Annotated in this window: 15 protein-coding genes and 1 tRNA gene; 10 read left to right on the top strand and 6 right to left on the bottom strand. The window is 35.0% G+C overall.

Annotation, left to right across the window (positions count from 1 at the left end):
• Positions 1-16 precede the first annotated feature (16 nt).
• Both gldN and ACR1PN_RS17525 read left to right on the top strand, forming a co-directional pair.
• The gene (gene gldN, locus ACR1PN_RS17530; protein ID WP_433981079.1) at positions 17-955 is read left to right on the top strand and encodes a gliding motility protein GldN; all 939 of its coding nucleotides are present in this window, start codon (positions 17-19) and stop codon (positions 953-955) included.
• 54 nt (positions 956-1,009) lie between these two features.
• On the top strand, positions 1,010-2,056 hold the full coding sequence (locus ACR1PN_RS17525) for an NAD(P)/FAD-dependent oxidoreductase (RefSeq protein WP_433981078.1): 1,047 nt from the start codon (positions 1,010-1,012) through the stop codon (positions 2,054-2,056).
• 17 nt (positions 2,057-2,073) lie between these two features.
• Here ACR1PN_RS17525 and ACR1PN_RS17520 read toward each other — a convergent pair whose 3' ends face one another.
• Positions 2,074-2,466, bottom strand: a complete 393-nt coding sequence (locus ACR1PN_RS17520; protein ID WP_433981077.1) for a hypothetical protein — start codon at positions 2,464-2,466, stop codon at positions 2,074-2,076.
• Positions 2,467-2,760: 294 nt separating this feature from the next.
• Between ACR1PN_RS17520 and ACR1PN_RS17515 the strand changes: the two genes are divergently transcribed.
• From ACR1PN_RS17515 to ACR1PN_RS17495, 5 genes are all read left to right on the top strand, one after another.
• Complete coding sequence (locus ACR1PN_RS17515) at positions 2,761-3,150, top strand: hypothetical protein (protein ID WP_433981076.1); 390 nt, start codon at positions 2,761-2,763, stop codon at positions 3,148-3,150.
• A gap of 191 nt (positions 3,151-3,341) precedes the next feature.
• A complete protein-coding gene (locus tag ACR1PN_RS17510) occupies positions 3,342-4,424 on the top strand; it encodes an efflux RND transporter periplasmic adaptor subunit (RefSeq protein WP_433981075.1) in 1,083 nt (360 codons plus the stop codon).
• A 68-nt stretch (positions 4,425-4,492) separates the two neighbouring features.
• Complete coding sequence (locus ACR1PN_RS17505; protein WP_433981074.1) at positions 4,493-7,687, top strand: efflux RND transporter permease subunit; 3,195 nt, start codon at positions 4,493-4,495, stop codon at positions 7,685-7,687.
• Positions 7,674-9,116 (top strand): TolC family protein, encoded by a 1,443-nt coding sequence (locus ACR1PN_RS17500; RefSeq protein ID WP_433981073.1) that lies wholly within the window; start codon positions 7,674-7,676, stop codon positions 9,114-9,116. The genes ACR1PN_RS17505 and ACR1PN_RS17500 overlap by 14 nt, the downstream gene beginning before the upstream one ends.
• A 501-nt stretch (positions 9,117-9,617) precedes the next feature.
• Positions 9,618-10,316: a hypothetical protein gene (locus ACR1PN_RS17495; RefSeq protein ID WP_433981072.1), complete on the top strand. Its 699-nt coding sequence runs from the start codon at positions 9,618-9,620 to the stop codon at positions 10,314-10,316.
• Positions 10,317-10,661: 345 nt separating this feature from the next.
• On the opposite strand, the gene ACR1PN_RS17490 is transcribed toward ACR1PN_RS17495, so the two are convergent.
• Positions 10,662-10,748: transfer RNA gene (locus tag ACR1PN_RS17490), tRNA-Ser, on the bottom strand.
• A gap of 60 nt (positions 10,749-10,808) precedes the next feature.
• On the bottom strand, positions 10,809-11,825 hold the full coding sequence (locus ACR1PN_RS17485; RefSeq protein ID WP_433981071.1) for an asparaginase: 1,017 nt from the start codon (positions 11,823-11,825) through the stop codon (positions 10,809-10,811).
• A 55-nt stretch (positions 11,826-11,880) separates the two neighbouring features.
• Between ACR1PN_RS17485 and ACR1PN_RS17480 the strand changes: the two genes are divergently transcribed.
• Positions 11,881-12,552 carry a TrmH family RNA methyltransferase gene (locus ACR1PN_RS17480; RefSeq protein WP_378175355.1) on the top strand — a complete coding sequence of 224 codons (672 nt, stop codon included), beginning with the start codon at positions 11,881-11,883 and terminating at the stop codon, positions 12,550-12,552.
• 3 nt (positions 12,553-12,555) lie between these two features.
• A complete protein-coding gene (locus ACR1PN_RS17475; RefSeq protein WP_433981070.1) occupies positions 12,556-13,185 on the top strand; it encodes an XAC2610-related protein in 630 nt (209 codons plus the stop codon).
• 2 nt (positions 13,186-13,187) lie between these two features.
• Here the strand turns inward: ACR1PN_RS17475 and ACR1PN_RS17470 are convergent, their stop codons facing one another.
• The 3 genes from ACR1PN_RS17470 to tsaD form a co-directional block, all read right to left on the bottom strand.
• Positions 13,188-13,886, bottom strand: coding sequence for an RsmE family RNA methyltransferase (locus ACR1PN_RS17470; protein ID WP_433981069.1), 699 nt, complete (start codon positions 13,884-13,886; stop codon positions 13,188-13,190).
• 58 nt (positions 13,887-13,944) lie between these two features.
• A complete protein-coding gene (locus tag ACR1PN_RS17465) occupies positions 13,945-14,355 on the bottom strand; it encodes a hypothetical protein (RefSeq protein ID WP_047480635.1) in 411 nt (136 codons plus the stop codon).
• 164 nt (positions 14,356-14,519) lie between these two features.
• Positions 14,520-15,536, bottom strand: a complete 1,017-nt coding sequence (gene tsaD, locus ACR1PN_RS17460; protein WP_433981068.1) for a tRNA (adenosine(37)-N6)-threonylcarbamoyltransferase complex transferase subunit TsaD — start codon at positions 15,534-15,536, stop codon at positions 14,520-14,522.
• Positions 15,537-15,540: 4 nt separating this feature from the next.
• Between tsaD and ACR1PN_RS17455 the strand changes: the two genes are divergently transcribed.
• Positions 15,541-20,328 (top strand): translocation/assembly module TamB domain-containing protein, encoded by a 4,788-nt coding sequence (locus ACR1PN_RS17455; protein WP_433981067.1) that lies wholly within the window; start codon positions 15,541-15,543, stop codon positions 20,326-20,328.
• The last annotated feature ends 103 nt before the right edge of the window (positions 20,329-20,431 follow it).

Raw genomic sequence — 20,431 nt, 5'->3', positions numbered from 1 at the left:
TTTGTAAATTCATATTATGAAAAAATATATTAGCAGTCTTTTAATATTAGCTTCTGGGTTTGCATTTTCTCAGTCTATTCTAAATGCTTCTTCTCCGGAAGAGTTCCGACAGATGAGAGCTGAAAATATGAAAAAGGTAGGAGATACTGTTATTAGTAATAAAGTAACTCCTTTAGAGTATGGCTTTGTTGATGAAAAAGACATCTTAAAAAGTATGATGGTATGGGAAGTTATTGATCTTAACGATAAGATTAATCAACCATTCTACTATGATAATCCAAATGGGTTATTATCTAAAACAACAAGATCTTTATATCAAATTTTATTAGATGCAGCTCTGAATGGAGAAATTGATGAAGTTTATGAGGATGAAAACTTCTCTACTAAGTCTACTCCTGAAGCTATAAAAAAGAAATTAGAGAGCGAAAGAGTTGATGATGAATTAATTGAAATTATTAATTCTGGAAGAACTCCTACAGAAGCTGAAAAAAAGCAGTATGTAGATTTGATCAGAACGACTACTGATAAAGTAAAAGTTCTAAAGATTATGGGAATGTGGTTCATAGACAAAAGAGATGGTCAAATGAAATACAGACCTTTGGGGATTGCTGCAATGGGGCCAGATCCAACTTCAATAGGAAGAATAGGTCCAGACGGGCAACCTTTGGCTGGTGCTGACGAATTAGTTGATTTGTTTTGGGTATATTATCCAAAAGCACGAGATATTTTAGCAAATAATTATGTATTCAATAGAGCAAATTCTTCAGCGGATTTATCTTTTGATGATATCATTAATGCAAGAAGATTCTCTTCTGTTATCTATAAGTCTACAAGCGGGCTTGGTGATGGTACGATTAAAGACTATGTTCCTAGAAATGCTGAAGAGCAATTGGCTGAAAGCCAAAGAATCAAAGAACAGATTCTTCAAATGGAGAATGATATGTGGAATTACTAAATTTCACTTGATATTTATAAAAAACCTGAGTACTTTTACTCAGGTTTTTTTATTATGAAAAATATCGATTACATTATCGTTGGTGATGGTTATGCAGCATTGTTTTTTGCACATCAGCTAATTTTAAATAACAAATCTTTTGTTGTATTTTCAGAACAGAAGAAAAGCGCTTCTCAGATTTCTGCCGGAATTATCAATCCTGTCGTATTGAAGAAATTTACCACATTCTGGAAAGCCCAGGAACAAATAAATTTTCTAAAAAAATCTTTAAAGGAAATAGAAACTTACACGGGCGAAAGTTATTTTATAGATTCACCTATTCACAGAATTTTCCATGATGAAAATGAACAAAAGCTTTGGTTAAAAAAATCGGAAAATGAAGACTTGAAATACTTTTTAGACAAAAATTTTGATCATTTAAATACAGTAAAAAACGACTTTCTCACCGGAAAGGTTAATCAGTCGGCTCGGCTTGATGTTAAAGGTTTTTTTAGTGGAATATTGAGTTTTTTAGAAGCTAACGGTAACTTGGTAGAAGAAAAGTTAATTTATTCAGAAATTAATACTTCCAGTTCAACATATAAAGATTTTCATTTTAAAAATATTTTGTTCTGTGAAGGAATGGGTGTGAAAGAAAACCCTTTCTTTTCCCATATTGAAGTGAATCCCAATAAAGGGCATCATATCAGAGTAAAACTTTCCGAATCAATTCCGCAGAATATCACTATTAAGAAGAAGCATTTCTTGTTCCCTCTTGAAAATGGACTTCATTTTTATGGAGGAACATATGATCGGGAACAGATGCACCATGAAATCGATGATTCTGCTGTGGATCAGCTGCAAAAAGGCTTGTCGGAATTTTATCCTTGCAATTTTGATATTAAAGAAATATATTTTGGTTTTAGGCCAACTGTTAAAGATCGCAGACCTATTATAGGAAGACATCCGGAATACAGAAATTTGTTTGTTTTCAACGGTTTGGGAGCACGAGGAATATTAAATGGCTGCTACTTTTCAAAATCTTTATTCGATTACATTGAAAATAATATTCCCTTACACGAAGAAATATCAATTGATAGATTTCATAAAAAAGACGCTTAAAAAGCGTCTTTTAATTTTTATTGTGAAGCCAGTTTTGTATTGGCTTGATCTCTTTTTCCATGAAATAAAACCATATCTACATCTTTTTTCAGAAAAGTTACTTCAGATTTGGTTTCGGTATATTGATATTTGTTGTCAACAGTAGAAAACCCTGGATTTTCAAAATTTTTATGAAGTTCATATGATTGTCCGTTCAGGCGTACAACCACGCTATTCTTAGTCTTATTGGTAATAATTTCCATCTGATCGCCATGACGGTCTGTTATGGTTTCCTTTACAATTTCGTCATTATTGGTGGTAGAAGTTGGGGTATTTGCTGCGTTCAGATCAGGATCTTTTGCAGAATGTTTACATGCTGTTACTGAAAGGATACAAAGACCCGAAAATAATATAGCTACTGCTTTTTTCATAATAATTGTTTTTTTGAAAATTCATGAAAGTGGTGTTTGATATTGATTTCAAAATTACGTATATTTTTAGTAATAAATGTTAAATTTTGATAAAATAACTTAATTAATTTATTTTCCACCCTATTTATTTGTAGTTTGTCTATTGTAAGCAAATTTTGTACCGTATATAGCTTTTTTGGTTTAATTTTTTTTAATATAAATGCATCCGATTACTTTTAGCTAATTTAAATTACAGTTAAATTTTGTTAATTGATTTTAAGTTTAATAAATCTCGGCTTACATTTGTGGCTTCAAATGAAAAACGCAATTATTTATTTCCTTACTGCTTTATTTCTGCTATTTGTAGTAGAAAGCAGGCTTAATACAAATACATTGCGAAATGACTATGTAAGTCATTCATCCCAAAATCTTCCGAAAAGAATCAACAGACTCAATCAGATTTTAGAAAAAATTTCGATTCAGCAGCAGGTTGATAGTGTAGATGCTGCTTCTTTGGAATTGGATGAAGGTAATTTTCAGATCTCCGATGCTTCGAAGGCTATACTTGTTTTTGCGAGTGTTTTCGGTCTGATTTATTTATTTGGTTTAAAATACCGAAAAAGATTTAAGCTAAATACCCACCATTTTATTACAGATATTCTTTCTGTAAAAAGGTTCATTTTTATTCGGTCAATCAGAATTTAAAATTTTTTCGATTCAAATTATATTTTGTCTTAGCTCTAAGATAGAATAATTCCGTGTGTTCAAACACCTCTGTAATTCAAATTTATCATTTACGATTTATCCCTCAAATAGTATGAGATCATGTTAGTTGGTAATTAAACCAATTAATAAAACGATTTCATAGGGCAATTTTAATACAAACAAATATACTTATGAAAAGAGTAGCATCTTTGGTCGCTCTCGGCACATTGCTGTTGTTGTCTAGCTGTAACAACAAACACGAAGAAAAACAGGAAGATTCAGTGTATCCGGTAACATCTCCCGTGAAAATGGATACGATTATTAATAAAGATTTCGTCGCCCAGATTCAGTCTGTAAAAAATATTGAAGTTCGTGCTCAGGAAAAAGGTTTCCTTGAAAAAATATATGTTGACGAAGGTCAGTATGTAAAAGCAGGGCAGACTTTATTCAGAATTATGCCTCAGGTTTATCAGGCAGAATTATTAAAAGCTAAAGCTGAAGTAGAACAGGCTTCCATTGAGCTGAGAAATGCAAGTACATTATCCGACAATAATATTGTTTCAAAGAATGAAAGATTAATGGCAAAAGCTAAACTGGATGCAGCCAACGCAGAAATGAGATTAGCTCAAATTCACCTTTCTTTTACCGATATTAAAGCTCCTTTTTCTGGAGTAATAGACAGAATTCCTTTGAAATTGGGGAGCTTAGTTGATGAGGGAGATCTTTTAACAACGCTTTCAGACAATACGGATATTTATAGTTATTTTAATGTTTCCGAACCTGAATATCTGAATTATCAGAAAAATGTTTCCGACCGAGGAAACCAAAATGTGAATCTGGTAATGGCAAATGGAGAATTGTTTAATCAAACAGGGCAGATACAGACCATCGAAGGCCAGTTTGATAATGAAACGGGAAATATTGCTTTCAGAGCGAAGTTTCCCAATCCTGAAAAACTCTTGAGAAACGGTGAAACCGGAAAAGTACGTATGACTTTACCATTAAAAAATGCTTTGATTATTCCTCAAAAAGCAACTTACGAAATTCAGGACCAGAAATATGTTTTTGTAATTGATAAAAATGGAGTTGCAAAATCTAAGAATATTAAAGTTGCTTATGAACTTCCCGATCTATATGTCGTTTCTTCAGGACTCTCAGATAATGAAAAAATCTTGTTAGAAGGTGTTCAGAAAGTGAAAGACGACCAGAAAGTGAAGGTTAAATTTCAGGATCCGAAGAAAGTTCTTCAGTCTTTAAAATTAAAAGCAGAATAAAAATAAATGATAATCGATGATTGGTAATTGATTTAGCAAACATCCATCATCTAACATCCAACATTCTTATGTTTAAAAAATTCATCCGCAGACCCGTTCTGTCGATTGTAATCTCTTTGATTATCGTATTTATGGGAGTTTTATCCTTGGTAAAACTTCCGGTTACTCAGTTTCCTTCGATTTCTCCACCTAAAGTAAATATCACGGCAGAATATCCGGGAGCGAATAACGAATTGCTCGTAAAATCAGTGGTTATTCCTTTAGAAAGAGCCTTAAATGGTGTTCCGGGAATGAAATATATGACTTCCGATGCCGGAAACGATGGTGAAACATCTATTCAGGTGGTTTTCGACTTGGGAACAGACCCGAATGTAGCCGCAGTAAATGTACAAAACCGTGTTTCTTCAGCCGTAAACAAGCTTCCGCCATTAGTTGTGCGTGAAGGGGTAAAAATTACCCGTGAAGAACCGAACATGTTGATGTACATTAACCTGTATAGTGACGATCCGAAAGCTGACCAGAAATTCCTTTTCAACTATGCAGACATCAATGTAATGTCTGAATTAAGAAGAGTAAGCGGAGTAGGTTTTGCCGATATTCTGGGAACCAGAGAATATGCAATGCGTATTTGGTTAAAACCTGACCGCTTAACAGCCTACAATATTTCAGCTGATGAAGTAATGGAAGCTTTGAATGAGCAGAGTTTGGAAGCTTCGCCGGGAAAAACCGGAGAAAGTTCTGGAAAGCGTTCCCAGTCATTTGAATATATTCTGAAATATCCGGGACGTTTTAATAATGAAAAAGACTACGGAAATATTATTCTTAAAGCGAAGTCGGCAGGAGAATTTGTAAGACTGAAAGACGTTGCTGATATTGAGTTCGGTTCATCTATGTATGATATTTATTCAACGTTAAACGGAAAACCCTCTGCAGCGATTACAGTTAAGCAATCTTATGGTTCGAATGCCAGTGACGTAATCAAAAACGTAAAAGCCTTAATGAAAGACCTTGAGAAAACCACTTTTCCTAAAGGAATGCATTATGACATCAGTTATGATGTTTCAAGATTCCTGGATGCATCAATGGAAAAAGTAATTCACACTTTATTCGAGGCATTTGTTTTGGTGGCCATTGTAGTATTTCTGTTCTTGGGTGACTGGCGTTCAACATTGATTCCGGCCATTGCGGTTCCGGTTTCCCTGATTGGTACTTTCGCCGTCATGTCAGCATTTGGCATTACTTTAAATATGATTTCGCTTTTTGCTTTGGTAATGGCGATTGGAGTCGTGGTCGATGATGCGATTGTGGTGATCGAAGCAGTTCACGCCAAAATGGAAGAAAAGCATTTATCTCCGTTAAAGGCAACAGAAGAAGCAATGCATGAAATCAGCGGTGCCATCATCGCAATTACTTTGGTAATGGCATCTGTATTTATTCCGATTGCATTTATGTCGGGACCTGTAGGGGTTTTTTACCGCCAGTTTTCAATTACCATGGCTTCGGCAATTATTCTTTCGGGTGTTGTTGCATTAACATTGACTCCGGCTTTATGTGCTTTAATCTTAAAAAATAACCACGGAAAAGCTAAAAAAAGAACGCCGATTACGATTTTCTTAGATAAATTTAACGGCTTATTTAACAAAGGAGCCGGGAAATACGAGAAAATGCTGAACAAAACCGTGAAGAAAAAGTCTATAACTCTTCCGTTGTTATTGGCATTCTGTGCCTGTACATTTTTCCTGAGTAATTCACTTCCATCCGGCTTTATTCCGGCAGAAGATCAGGGGATGATTTATGCCATTATTCAGACACCACCGGGTTCTACTCTAGAAAGAACCAACCAGATTGCCAGGGAGCTTTTAAAAGAATCTGAAGATATTGATGGCGTGCAGTCTGTTTCTTCATTAGCAGGTTATGAAATTTTGACTGAAGGAACGGGTTCAAACTCAGGAACGTGTTTGATTAACCTTAAAAGCTGGGAAGAACGCTCGGAATCTGCCGCCGAAATTATTGAACAACTCGAAGAAAAAGCCAAAAATATTCCGGGTGCAAATATTGAGTTCTTTCAGCCACCTTCCATTCCTGGATATGGTGCCGCAGGTGGTTTTGAGCTCCGGCTTTTAGATAAAGCAGGAAGTGGCGATTATCAGAAGATGGAAAAAGTGAGCAATGATTTTGTGGCTGAACTCAAAAAACGTCCTGAATTAGGTTCTGCATTTACCTTCTATTCAGCGAGTTTCCCTCAGTATATGCTTAAAATTGATAACGATTTGGCCGAACAGAAAGGCGTAAGCATCGAAAAAGCAATGGATAACCTTTCTACCTTGATTGGTTCAAATTACGAGACGAGTTTCATCCGTTTCGACAGACCGTATAAAGTTATTGTTCAGGCGGGACCACAATATCGTGCTTTACCAAGTGATTTGCTGAAATTATATGTGAAAAATGATAAAGATCAAATGGTTCCGTATTCAGATTTTATGCATCTTGAAAAAGTATACGGACTTTCTGAAATCACAAGGCATAATATGTACAATTCTGCCGAGGTAAGCGGAACTCCTGCGCCGGGTTACAGTTCCGGGCAGGCCATTGCCGCCATTAAAGAGGTAGCCGACAAAACATTGCCAAGAGGTTTTGGGATCGACTGGGCAGGGATTTCCAAAGATGAAGTAAGCCGTGGAAACGAAGCGATATTTATTTTCTTAGTGTGCTTAGGATTTGTATATCTGATTCTTTCGGCGCAGTATGAAAGTTTCATTCTTCCGTTGCCGGTAATTTTATCGCTTCCTACAGGTATTTTCGGAGCATTTTTATGTCTGAAATTATTAGGCCTGGAAAACAATATTTATGCACAGGTTGCCATGGTGATGCTCATTGGACTTTTAGGGAAGAATGCCGTATTGATTGTGGAATTTGCCGTGCAGAAAAAAGCAGAAGAAGGAATTCCTGTGGCAAAAGCTGCGATTGAAGGAGCTGCGATTCGTTTCAGACCGATTCTGATGACCTCATTTGCATTTATTGCAGGATTAATTCCGTTAGTAATGGCCACCGGACCTGGGGCAATAGGAAACAGAACGATCGGGACCGCAGCAGCAGGAGGAATGCTAATCGGAACCATTTTCGGGTTAATGATTATTCCCGGATTATATTACATTTTCGGAACCATCGCTGAGAAATCCAGACTGGCAAAATATGAAGAAGAAAATCCTTTAACAGAACAAACAGAACCTTACCAACACGATGATAAGCATGAAGATTTATAATAAATATATTGCCGCAATTGCCGTATCACTTGTTCTCGCAAGTTGTAAAGCTCCGATGGCAACAGTGATAAAAGATGAAGTAAAAGAAAATATTCCTGAAAATTTCGTTCAGAACGAACAGCAGGATGCTAATAATAGCAGCGGAACAACGCCTTGGAGGCAGTTTTTTACCGATCCAAATCTGGTAAGCTTAATTGAAACCTCCCTGAAAAACAATCAGGAATTAATGATTACCCTTCAGGAAATTGAAATTGCCAAAAGTGGAATTGTTGCTAAAAAAGGAAAACTTTCCCCAACCGTAAGTGCAGGATTAGGAGCAGGCGTAAAAAAAGCAGGTCGTTACACGAGTGAAGGAGCGGGAGATGCGACAACAGAAATAGAGCCCGGAAAAGAAATGCCCGATCCACTTGGAAATTTCGAAGGTGGTTTGATGGCAAACTGGGAAATCGACATCTGGAAAAAACTCAGAAATGAAAAAGATGCTGCCGTAGCACATTATCTGTCAACAGTGGAAGGAAAGAATTTTGTGCTTTCTAATCTTATCGAAGAAGTTGCCGATAATTATTACGAATTATTGGCACTCGATAATCAGCTGGATATTATTCAACAGTACATTGAACTGCAAACGAGAGCGTTAGAAATTTCAAAAATTCAAAAGCAGGCTGCTGCTGCAACCGAATTGGCGGTTAAAAAGTTTGAAGCCGAACTGGCAAAATCAAAAGCTACCGAATATACGATTCGTCAGCAGATTACCGAAAAGGAAAATCAGATCAATGCACTTTGTGGTCGTTATCCACAACCGATAGTAAGAACGAAGGAAAGTTTTATGTCTACTATTCCGCAAACGGTTTATACAGGGATTCCGTCACAATTACTGGCAAACCGTCCTGATATTAAGCAGGCTGAATTAGAATTAAAAGCTGCAAAATTAGATGTTGAAGCGGCAAGAAAAGAGTTTTATCCAACCTTGGAAATTTCTGCAACTTTAGGATTGGAAGCTTTCAAACCATCTTATTTAGTTAAAATGCCGGAATCAATTGCTTACAATTTGGTGGGCGAATTGGCAGGGCCGCTGATTAATAAAAGTGCGATTAAAGCCAATTTCCAGACTGCAGATGCAAAGCAGATTCAGGCTTTGTATGAATATGACAAAACCATTCTGAATGCGTATTTGGATATTTCAAATCTGATGTCGAAAGTGAAAAATATTGATCAGTATTATCAATTGAAATCCCAGGAAACACAGGCTTTAGACCAGTCGATTGACATTGCGAATCAGCTTTTTAAAAATTCACGAGCAGATTATCTTGAAGTTTTATTAAATCAGAGAGATGCATTAGATGCAAAAATGGAACTCATCGAAGCTAAAGAAAAACAGCTAAGTACAGTTGTGGATATTTACAAAAGTCTTGGAGGAGGCTGGAAGTAAATTAGTTTTTTATTCATATATCATTATTTCAATCGTTGGGTCCGGCTATGTTTTCAGAGCCGGACTTTTTTAATTATTAAAAAATGACGATTAAAATTTAAAGGTATTTTACCGCAAAAGAAGCAAAGAACCTTTGAAAAAAATAAACCAAAAGTTTACAGAATGTATAGCTTTTATTTATTAATTCTGATTGTACACAATATGCTATAATTAAAATGCTGCTTGATTTTTTACCACAATGTACACTATGGTTATTCAAAAAGCTCACAACTATTGTGTTCCTTGTGCAATTTTTAGTGCTCCTCGTGGTTAAAATCCTAGTTTGATAAATATCAGATATACAAATTGTTATTTGTTTTGTCGGCTTTTGAATAACTTTTTCCAGAATAAATCTTTTGTCTCTTTTGCGGTTAAAGATCCTAAAATATTTTCACCAAAATAAAACACGTCAAGTTTTGACGCTTTACAACAATAGCTTTGCCGTATAAAATATGAACAGCTATGGAAATCCCGTTTTATTTAAGTTTCAGAGAATTCGAAAAGCAATATTATAACAATCTTGAAAAATGGTTTGAAGACGATCACAATACGTCCGAAACTGATTTTTTGCTGTATTTAAAAGAAATGTACAAACCTTATTTGTGCTACAATTTTTCAGAAGACAGATTGCAGGCAGATGCAGTTATTGAAATAAAAAACTGTTTCTTTCCGTATCATGAAAATTTTGGAATTTCATTTAATATGGATCATATCAACGCCAAAAATTTCAAAACAGGTATCAATAATGTCTCTGAACTGAAAAACATTACGATGATGGAGTATGCTCAACATATTTTAGACAGAATCCATCATTATTTTCAGAAGAATGGCATTTCGATGAAAGAAAATGAAACTATTTTAGATTACATCAACGATTACGAAATTATCACAGCGAAAGAAAAAACAGGTTACTGCCCGGATTACGATTTGCATCAGAAAAAGCTACCATTTTTAAAAGCTTTTCTTCCACTTCTTGGAAATACGGTAGATATTTCTCTATATCGGAATTTCTATTTTTCTGTCGTGAGAATTGCAGATTTTATCGATCATAAGCTGAAAGGTGTTGAAGCTTTTCAGCAAAGCATTTACAGCGAACTGCGTTCGGAAGCGATGATGAAAGTTCATATGCGAAACCATACTTTCCTTACCATTTGCAATTAATTTTTTTAGGAGCTAATTCCCGCTTTCCGCACTCGCTATTTTTTCTTTTTTTCGGCGCGGCGAAGCCGCGCCACTGAAACCTTGAAAATGAGCTCAGACAATCGCTGCAATCGGGGCTATAAAATAAGCCAGTCATAAAGACACCAAACATTCATACTTCATTATATTGTCGAAGTACATTTTATAAATGTATTTCAAACAAAAATCCAGATTCATTGATCTGGATTTTATTTTTTATAAATGATGATTCTTTATAATCTCTGAAAATATTGAACAACCGATTTATAATATATTAATGAACTTTAATGCTTGAAATAAAAAAAGCGTTGAAAATCAACGCTTTTGCAGAGAGGAAGGGATTCGAACCCTCGATACAGTTACCCGCATACTACCTTTCCAGGGTAGCTCCTTCAACCACTCGGACACCTCTCTATGTTTTGAAGACTGCAAAAATAAGCTATTTTACCGAAATTCCAAATTATTCATACAGAATTACTGACTTATTTCACCACATAGGTTCCATGAGAAATTGTCTGCAAAACTTCCTTGGTAATTAGGATTGTCGATTAAATGCATTGCTTTTGTTATAGCCGCTTCTGCAGTCATATCTCTTCCGCTGATTGCGCCTATTCTTGAGAAAATATTGCTGTTCTCATATTTTCCAAATGAAATCCCACCTGAAATACACTGGCTTACAACGACGATTTCGGTTCCGTTGTTTCTGATTTGCTGTAAAGTTTCCAATGTTTTTTCGCTGCTGAAAATTGTTCCTGAACCGAAAACCTGTAAAATCAGAACTTTCATTTTAGGGATTTCCTGAAAATGATTCAGCTTCATTCCCGGAAAAATTCTCCAGAATAAAACGTCATCAGAAATATGCTTATCTACATGAAACTCAATTCTCGGATCTGGTCTGAACAAATTATCTTTTTCAATTTTCAAATGAACTCCAGATTGTCCAAGAATAGGATAATTCGGACTTGAATACGCATCAAAATATTCCGCAGAATATTTTAAAGTACGGTTTCCACGCAATAATTTATACTCAAAATAAATGGCAACCTCCTGAATAATGGCTTCATTGAATTCGTAAAGACTTGCGTAATACAAACTTGTGAGAAGATTTTCTTTCGCATCTGTTCTTAAATCTCCGATCGGAAGTTGTGAACCTGTTAAGATAACGGGTTTTGTCAGACCTTTTAGCATAAAACTTAATGCAGAAGCGGTGTAAGACATCGTGTCTGTTCCATGAAGAATCAGAAATCCGTCGTATTTTTTATAATTGTCGAAAATCAGATTGGCAATCATTCGCCATTCCTCAGGTCCCATATCTGATGAATCCAGAGGTTTTGCAAAAGGATGTACAAAAACTTCACATTCCATGAGTTTCATTTCGGGCATTTTTTCAAAAATATTTCCAAAATCAAACGCACGCAGACTGCCGGTTTCATAATCTTTTTCCATACCAATTGTTCCACCGGTATAAATCAACAGGACTTTTCTTTTCATGTAAATTTTTCTTAGAATTTCAAAATTACGTTAATTTGCAAAGATTTGAAAGAAGATGAAAGATTTAGAGAAAACTTACCAGTATTTGCAGCAGTTTTTAACGGAGGAAAGATTAAGAAAAATAGAACATTTCGCCCCTGAAAGCTCAGATTTTATCCTTCCCGTGATTGAAGATATTTATCAGTTCAGAAACGCTGCGGCAATTGTGCGTTCCGTAGAAGCGTGTGGTTTTCATAAAGTAGTGGCTTTGCAGGAAGAATATAGTTTTGAACCTAATTTAAGGGTTACAAAAGGCGCAGACACATGGGTTGAAGTAGAAAAACTTCCCAGAAACATGGAATCTTTTCAACAAATAAAAGACAGAGGTTATAAAATGGTGGCTGTTTCCCTAGAAAAAAATGCAAAATTTCTGCCTGAATATGAAATTACAGCACCAATTGCTTTGGTTTTCGGAACCGAAATGGAAGGGGTTTCTAAAGAAATTTTAGATTTTGCAGATGAAACTCTGGCAATTCCGATGTACGGCTTTACGAGAAGTTTTAATGTTTCTGTTGCAGCTTCAATCTGTATGTATGAACTGAAGCAAAAGCTGATTAAATCACATATTGATTATAAGCTTAACGAAGAAAAACTTTTAAAAATGAAAATTCGCTGGGCAGTAAATTCGATGCGAAGCGGTGATCAGATTTTTGAAAAATATTTGAAAGATAATAATGTTAGTTTTTAACTGATGAAAAGTATTATCTTCATATTTGCTTTACTTTTGATTTTTTCTTGTTCGCAGAAAAATAAAAATTCTATATCGAAAAAAGATTCAACGGTTGTAGCTATTGATTCTGTCGCTGTAAACATTGACAGTTCTAAAATTGAAAATCTTAAACAGGAAAGTATTCCAAATGAAGAACCCAAAGATGGAAAATACTCTCAGATTATTAAAGATAAAGATATTTCTGCCGAAATTTTTTATACAATAAAAGAAGGAAGAGTTGACTATTACAAACTGAAAGTTTATCAACATAAAAAAATACAAAATCTTGATGCAGTTTCAGATTGGGAATTTAAGAATGTGGAAGAGCTGGATTTTAAGTTTGAGGACGTGAATTTTGATGGCATCAATGATCTTACGATATCCAAAGAAGTAGGAATGAACTGGTTTAAATTAAATGTATGGATTAATAAAAAAGGAAAATTTATTCAGGAAAAAAAGTTCGACGATATTTATAGTCCGATTTTTGATCCCAAAATCAAAGAAATAAAATCATATTACAGGGTCTCGAGTGTGGGTGAATTTTGGTCAACTTACCAATGGAAAAATAATAAATTAATTCGTACTTCCTACACGGAAGATATTATTGAATGAATTTAAACCATCATTTTATTATAATTCCAGGCAGCTACAAAAACCCCCGCAGTTTCAGTTCTTAATCGTTGATTTCCCAGAGAAACAGCCTTAATTCCTTTTTCTGCTAAAAATAAAATTTCTTTATCTGAAAAATCTCCTTCCGGACCAATCAGAAAAGTATAATTTTCAAGCTGTGGAATTTTATTTAAATTAATTCGTTCTAAATTTTCATTACAGTGCGCTACAAAAGTAGTTTCAGAATCAATGTTTTTCAAAAAATCCTGAATTTTAATTAAATCGTTAATAACCGGAAAATGAAATCTCAGACTTTGTTTTGAAGCTGCAATTGCCTGTTTTTTGATTTTATCAATGTTGATATTCTTACGCTCCGTTTTTTCAGTCTGAAGAATGGTGATTTCAGAAATTCCCATTTCTACAGCTTTTTCCACGAAAAATTCGATTCGGTCAATATTTTTTGTCGGTGCAATCGCAATATGAAGTTTCGGATTAAAGTCTGGAGTTTCAGTTTTAATTTCGGTAATGTCAATTCCTGCTTTTTTTCCTTCAATAATTAATGTTCCGGAAGCGAGATTTCCTTTCCCGTCAGTCACAAAAATTTCTTCTCCATTTTTCATGCGAAGAACTTTTACGATGTGCTGTTGCTCTTCATCATTAATAATTGCTTTTCCGTTATTGATTTCTCCAAAAAAAAGTTTCATAAAATGGAATATTTAGAATCTGGCTTATTTTAATAAAGTAAAAATGATGTAAAATTTTTTAGAAAAATATCTCATTCTCGCTTATAAATGCCACTCCGGTTTTTATTGTTGTATAAATATCTCCTTCACAATCACGATATGAACACATATAGATTTCCTCAATCCAAGCATTATTCATGAAAATTAGATTTAAATATTCCTTTTTTCTTAAATTATTTTTGATGGATAAGTAATCTCCTTCTTTTGGTTCAAAGTCAAAATTGAAAACATTTTCAGCATTAATTTTCTCAATAATTTCTTCTTTTATATTTTGGATGAATCCTGTTTCTGAACTTACCATTAGATAATCATCTTCTTCAGTCTGTTCTTTTACTTCATTTTTTCCGGTAACCGTTTCCAAAACCCAATAATATTTTGAATTCTTTTTAGATTGTGTGCCGAGTATTTTTTCTTCTAATAATATTTTCATCGAATAATATATTTTAAAATTTTTTACCGCAAAAGAGACAAAAGATTTGATGTTTATCTTAGTGTTTCAAAGCTGACAAAATCATGATTAAAAATTATACTTTTTGTAAACTTTTATATTCTTTATTTCAAAAATTTCTTTTGCATCTTTTGCGGTAGAAAAAACTACAAATCGTATTTTGAGGTTGCTGTAGTTCTTAAATCTGTAAATTCGCCTCTTTCAAATTTCAATTGAGCAACCATTGCAATCATTGCTGCGTTATCGGTGGTATATTCAAATTTAGGAATATAAATATTCCAACCTAGTTTTTCGTGATTATCCTGCATTACTTTTCTTAAAGCTGAATTGGCAGAAACTCCACCCGCGATCGCAACTTCTTTAATATCTAAATCTTTAGCTGCTTTTTCCAGCTTATTCATCAAAATTTCAATGATGCATTTCTGTACCGAAGCGCACAGATCATTTATGTTTTCTTTAATAAAATCAGGATTTTTCTTCACTTCTTTTTGAATGAAGTAAAGAACCGAAGTTTTAATTCCGCTGAAAGAATAATCGTAATTCTCTAATTTGGGTTTATTGAATTTAAATGCATCAGGATTTCCTTCTTTTGCTAAACGGTCGATAATTGGACCTGCAGGATAATCCAAATCGAAAATTTTTCCGATTTTATCAAAAGCTTCACCTGCTGCATCATCGGTTGTTTTTCCAATGATTTCCATATCGAAATAGTCCTTTACAAGAACGATCATGGTATGACCGCCACTAACGGTAAGACACAAAAACGGAAATTTGGGCGGCACAGGATTTGCATCGTCAATGAAATGCGCTAAAATATGCGCCTGTAGGTGATTTACTTCTATTAACGGAACATCTAAACTCATGGCGAGCGACTTGGCAAAAGACGTTCCTACAAGCAGAGAGCCCAAAAGTCCGGGACCTCTCGTAAAGCCTATGGCAGAGATTGCATTTTGTTGTATATTTGCTTTGAGTATAGATTTTTCAACAACGGGAATGATATTCTGCTGATGTGCACGGGAAGCCAGCTCGGGAACTACACCACCATATTCTTTGTGGATTTCCTGATTGGCTGCAATGTTTGAAAGAATAGAATTTCCTTTGATAATAGCTGCTGAAGTGTCATCGCAAGATGACTCGATACCTAAAATTATAGAGTCGCTCATAATAATGGCAAAGTTAGAGAATAATAACGAAAATGAGAACAAAAAATCGGTAGCTGAAAACTTGGGAGACCAGGTACAAAAGACCGTAGAAAATGTTCAGGAGACTGTAAAAGAAGCTTCTGAGCTTGCTTCCGACGCTATAAAACACCCGATCGATACAGCTCAGGAATTTGGAAAACAGGCTGCAAAAGATGTAGTGAGCTATTCTTGGTGGGCAAAATTATTATTGATTCTTTTTTGGACTGTTCTTTCTATTGTAGTCATCATATTTATTGCAATCAACTTACCGGTTACCAAGAGGTGGGCTGCAGATCAGGCTTTGCAAATAGTTAACAGAGATTTTAAAGCTAAAATGTCCACCGAAAGTGTAGAGGTTGATTTCTTTGGAGATGTTACCATTAAAGGTTTAAGAATCAAAGATTATAAAGATTTAGACTTCATTAAAGTAAGAGAATTTAAAGCCAATTCTGACTGGTTTTCTTTAGCTACCAATATTGGGAAAAATAATTCTTTAAGTTTTAACGGATTGACGCTGAAAGATGCAGATATAAAAGTCATTACTTATAAAGGCGATAGCATTTCAAACTTTATCAGATTTACTCAGCTTTTCGACAGCGGCAAAAAACGTGACCCGAAAAAGCCACCATTCCAGCTTAATGCAAGACTGGAAATTCTCAATTCTAAAGTTTCTATTGTTAACCAAAACTCTCCCGGAGAACCTGGGAAATGGCTTACTGCAGATAATGTTAATTTAGTTGCCCCTAAGGTTAAAGTCAACGGAGCTGATATCAATGCACGGATTGATAATTTTACCTTCATTACCAAAAGATGGGGAAAATCTCACTTTGTAGAAACCTTTTCAACTGACTTTGCAATGACGGAAGATTTTCTGTCTTTGGGAGATCTTACTTTAAATACTGATCATTCTCTTCTTCAGGGTGATATAAAATTTAATCTGAATAAAGGTTCGTGGGCAGATTTTACCAATAAGGTGAAATGGGACATGAATATGAAACTGGGAAGCCAGATAAGTGGTTATGATATTTCTTATTTTGTCACCAATTGGGATAATTTCATACCATTTAATGCGAGCGGAAAAATGACAGGCCCGCTAAACAATTTCACTTTAGAAAATTTCCTTATTAGAAATCCAAGTGTCAATATTGCAACCAAAAAACTGAAAGCTAAAGATTTACTGAAAGGTAATTTTCAAATTGAAACCAATGACCTTTCGGCGGATTTCACCTATAAAGATTTAAAGGCTATGATGCCGAAATTCATCTCTTCAAAGATGAAAAACTTTGCGGATGATTTTGGTAAATTAAAATATAACGGAACAGCAAGCGTAACACCCAAAGAGGTTTTTGTTTCATCGGGAAATCTGATGACTGGAATAGGGCAGGCGAAAATTTCAAATTTTTCTTTAACGGACTTCAGTTCGAATTTGCCTAAATACAAAGGTTATGCGGAAGTAAATGATTTAAATACTTCGGTAATTACGAAAAGTAAAGCAGTTGGTTTGATTTCTGGTAAATTCAATTTAGACGGACAAAGTTTTGATGTCAATACGATGCGTCTGAGCACAAAATCTCAGATTTCAAGTATCGAAATCATGAATAAGGAGATCAACAATGTTGTTTTGGATGGTCTTTTAGATCATAAAAAATACAACGGTCTGATTACAGTAAATGACGAACAGGCAAAAGCTACTGTGAAAGGTTTAATCGATTTCAGTACCTCAAGAATTTCAGCAAATGTCGATGCAGATGTTGCTTATTTAAATATGAACTATTTTACTGGTAAAGCGGGAAGTCAGGTGGTAAGCGGTAGAGTAAACGGAAAGATGGCAATGTCAAATATCAATGATTTGAATTTGGATGTTGAAGCTTCTAATGTAAATTTTGCGACGTCAGGTCAGAAATATCATATTCCGAATGCTAAGCTTAAAACTTTTGTCGAAGGGGGAGAGCGTTCGATATTGGTCGATGCGCCGGGTGCTGTTAACGGGAAGATTTCAGGAAAATATAATCTCGCCGATTTAGCAGGAATGATTGAAAATGGTTTAGGGAAAATTCTTGTCGGTCCGGAACCACGAAAATTATATCGAGGACAGGCTTTTGTCATGAATTTCGATGTTGAACAAGGGCTGGTTGCTTATTTCCTTCCGGATCTAAAGCTTCCTCAGGGTGCAAAAGTTGAAGGAGAGTATGACGGTGATTCTAATAATTTAATTCTGAATGTCGATGCTTCTTCTTTAAAGTATGTAATGACCAAAAAAGAAGAAATTACTGATGCGGACCGTGCTTTGGCAGAAGCTAATCCCGATTATAAGATTGATGACAGAATTATGGTCACCCGTGACAGCGCCATGGTTGACAGTGTGATGGTAAGAATCAATACGGCGAATACCGATCAGCAGCTTTATGCAAAGATAAGCCGCCTCGAATACAATAAAAATATTCTTAAAAATATTACTCTTACCGGAAAAAATGAGAACAGTACAGTTTTAAGAATTGCTACGAATTTCCAGCACGGAAGTCCTGAAGATGAGGTTAATGAAAATATGAAAAACTATGCGATTAACTTTAATCAGTCAACAAATCCTGCTGGAGACTATGTTTTCAGATTTGAACCGACTGAAGTTAATTTCAACAACGTTAAATGGGCAGTCGATACAAGTCCAGATCTCGATCATTATATAAGTTATCGCAAAGGCACAGGTGATTTTGAAATTCATAATCTGAAAATTTATTCCGATGACAGTTCATTATTAGTTAATGAATCTATATTTAAATCGGCTAAAGATTTTTATGTGGATGCTGAAGTACAGAATTTCCAGATTGAAAAAATTCTTGAAATGCAGTCAGGCGGAAATCCGATGGATATTAAAGGTCTCGCAAATGGTAATGTGAAGATTAAAATGGATAAAAGTACATTGCAGCCTTTGGTAGATCTTACGGTAGATAACATTATGATGAATGGTAATGATATGGGAGATCTCACAATTTCTGCGGTGAACGGTTTCTCTTTAAATGTATATGATGTTGATGTAAAAGTAACTTCCGCAGGGGTAATCGGGAATAATAATTTGCATTTGACCGGGACAGTTAATAATAACACGCCTTCTCCAACCATTGATTTTGTAACGGAGCTAAGAGATTTCGATCTGGCATTTACCCAGCAATTTGTACAGAGTGTTTTCGGAAACTTAAGAGGAAAAGCAACGGGTGATTTAAGAATTAACGGGACTCTGAAGAATCTTGATTACAGTGGTGATATTGCTTTAAAGGAATTTGGTTTGAAACTTTTGTTTACAGGAGTAGATTATTCATTCGACGATACAGTTATTCCGCTTTCCAAGGGGCTTGCTGTTTTGAATAACATTGCAGTTCACGACGGAAGATCAAATTCACAAGGGACAATTTCCGGTGCGATACAGTTTGAAACCCTGTCTTCAATGGGTGTCAACCTCGTTATGAGAGCCGATAATTTATTAATGCTGAATACCACTCAGAAAGATTACGATTTATTCTGGGGAAGGGTTTATGGGCAGGGTGATCTTTATGTTGACGGACCGGTTTCTGCTTTAAATCTTTCTACACCGAATATGAAAGCACTAAACGGAAGTACATTTACTTTTAATTCAGGCTCAACCTCAAATGTGGAAGAATTCAAAATGCTGAGGTTCTTAAAAGAAGGAAAAGATGGTCTTGTAACTCTTGAAGATAAAAAACGTACCGGTGCCAATATGAATATCGATTTTAACCTTGATGTTGATAAAGGAACAACGGTGAATGTTTTGGTGGGCGATGATGTGGGAAATATTACTGTAAAAGGTATGGCGAACAACTTGCGTTTTCAGATGAACCGACAAGGGAATATCGCTATGAACGGAACCTATAATGTGGAAAACGGAACTTTTGTTTCTCAAGCAATTTTGAACAGAACCTTCCAGATTCAAAAGAACAGCAGCATTCATTGGGATGGTGATGCCATGAAACCTGCATTAGACATTACTGCAAATTATACAAGAGTGGTTTCAAATGCTGGAACTTATCTTAATATGGGGCAGTTACCTCCTGTTAAGATTTTGCTTCAAATGAAAATTACAAATACTTTAACGGATCCTAAGTTAACGCCTAATGTTGTAGCATTAGATGTTTCCAGCCAGGTAGAGCAAACGTTAGCGACAAAAATAAACCAAACTGAAGGAGAAAATGTATTACAGTTTGGATCTATTCTGGTTTTAAATAATTTTAATGTTGCAGATGCGGGTGGAGTTGAAATAGATGCAGTAGGAGTGGCAGAGTCCACAGGATATAATATGGTTCTTAAGCAACTGGGATCTGTGTTTAATAATATCAGTAATCAGTTTCAGGTAGATTTAAATTATGTAAAGTCTGATCCGGGTTCTAATAATGGTGACCGTGCGAATGCAGGAGTTAGCTTTGATTTATCACCAAGAGTTACGGTAAAAACAGGTTTGGGAATTCCACTTACAAAAACTGAAAATACAAACAATAATTATCTTTCAGGTGAAGGTACTATCGAATATGATATTTCTAAGAAAAATGATGGTACACTTCTTTTAAGAGGATATTCTAAGCCTACCAATATCGGTATGGGTGTGGGAACTGTTGGTACAAATGGTTCTGCAAATCAAGCGTATGGAGGCGGTATTGTTTGGAGTAAAAGCTTCAATTCTTTATTCAAAAAGAAGAAAAACAGAAAAAAAGAATTGGATGACGATGGTGAAATAAAAACAGATTCTGTAAAATCAGGGGGTAAATAGTTCGGAATTTTTAATGATTTTTATCATCCATGTTAATTATTGTTAATATTTGATATAATTTTTTTAGTTTAATTATTTTTTTTAATTTTGTAAAAAAATTATA

This window comes from Chryseobacterium sp. RLHN22 (assembly GCF_051011795.1).
Classification (GTDB): Bacteria; Bacteroidota; Bacteroidia; order Flavobacteriales; family Weeksellaceae; genus Chryseobacterium; species Chryseobacterium zhengzhouense.
The sequence above is the reverse complement of the archived record's forward strand: the minus strand, read 5'-3'. Positions and strand labels throughout refer to the sequence as shown.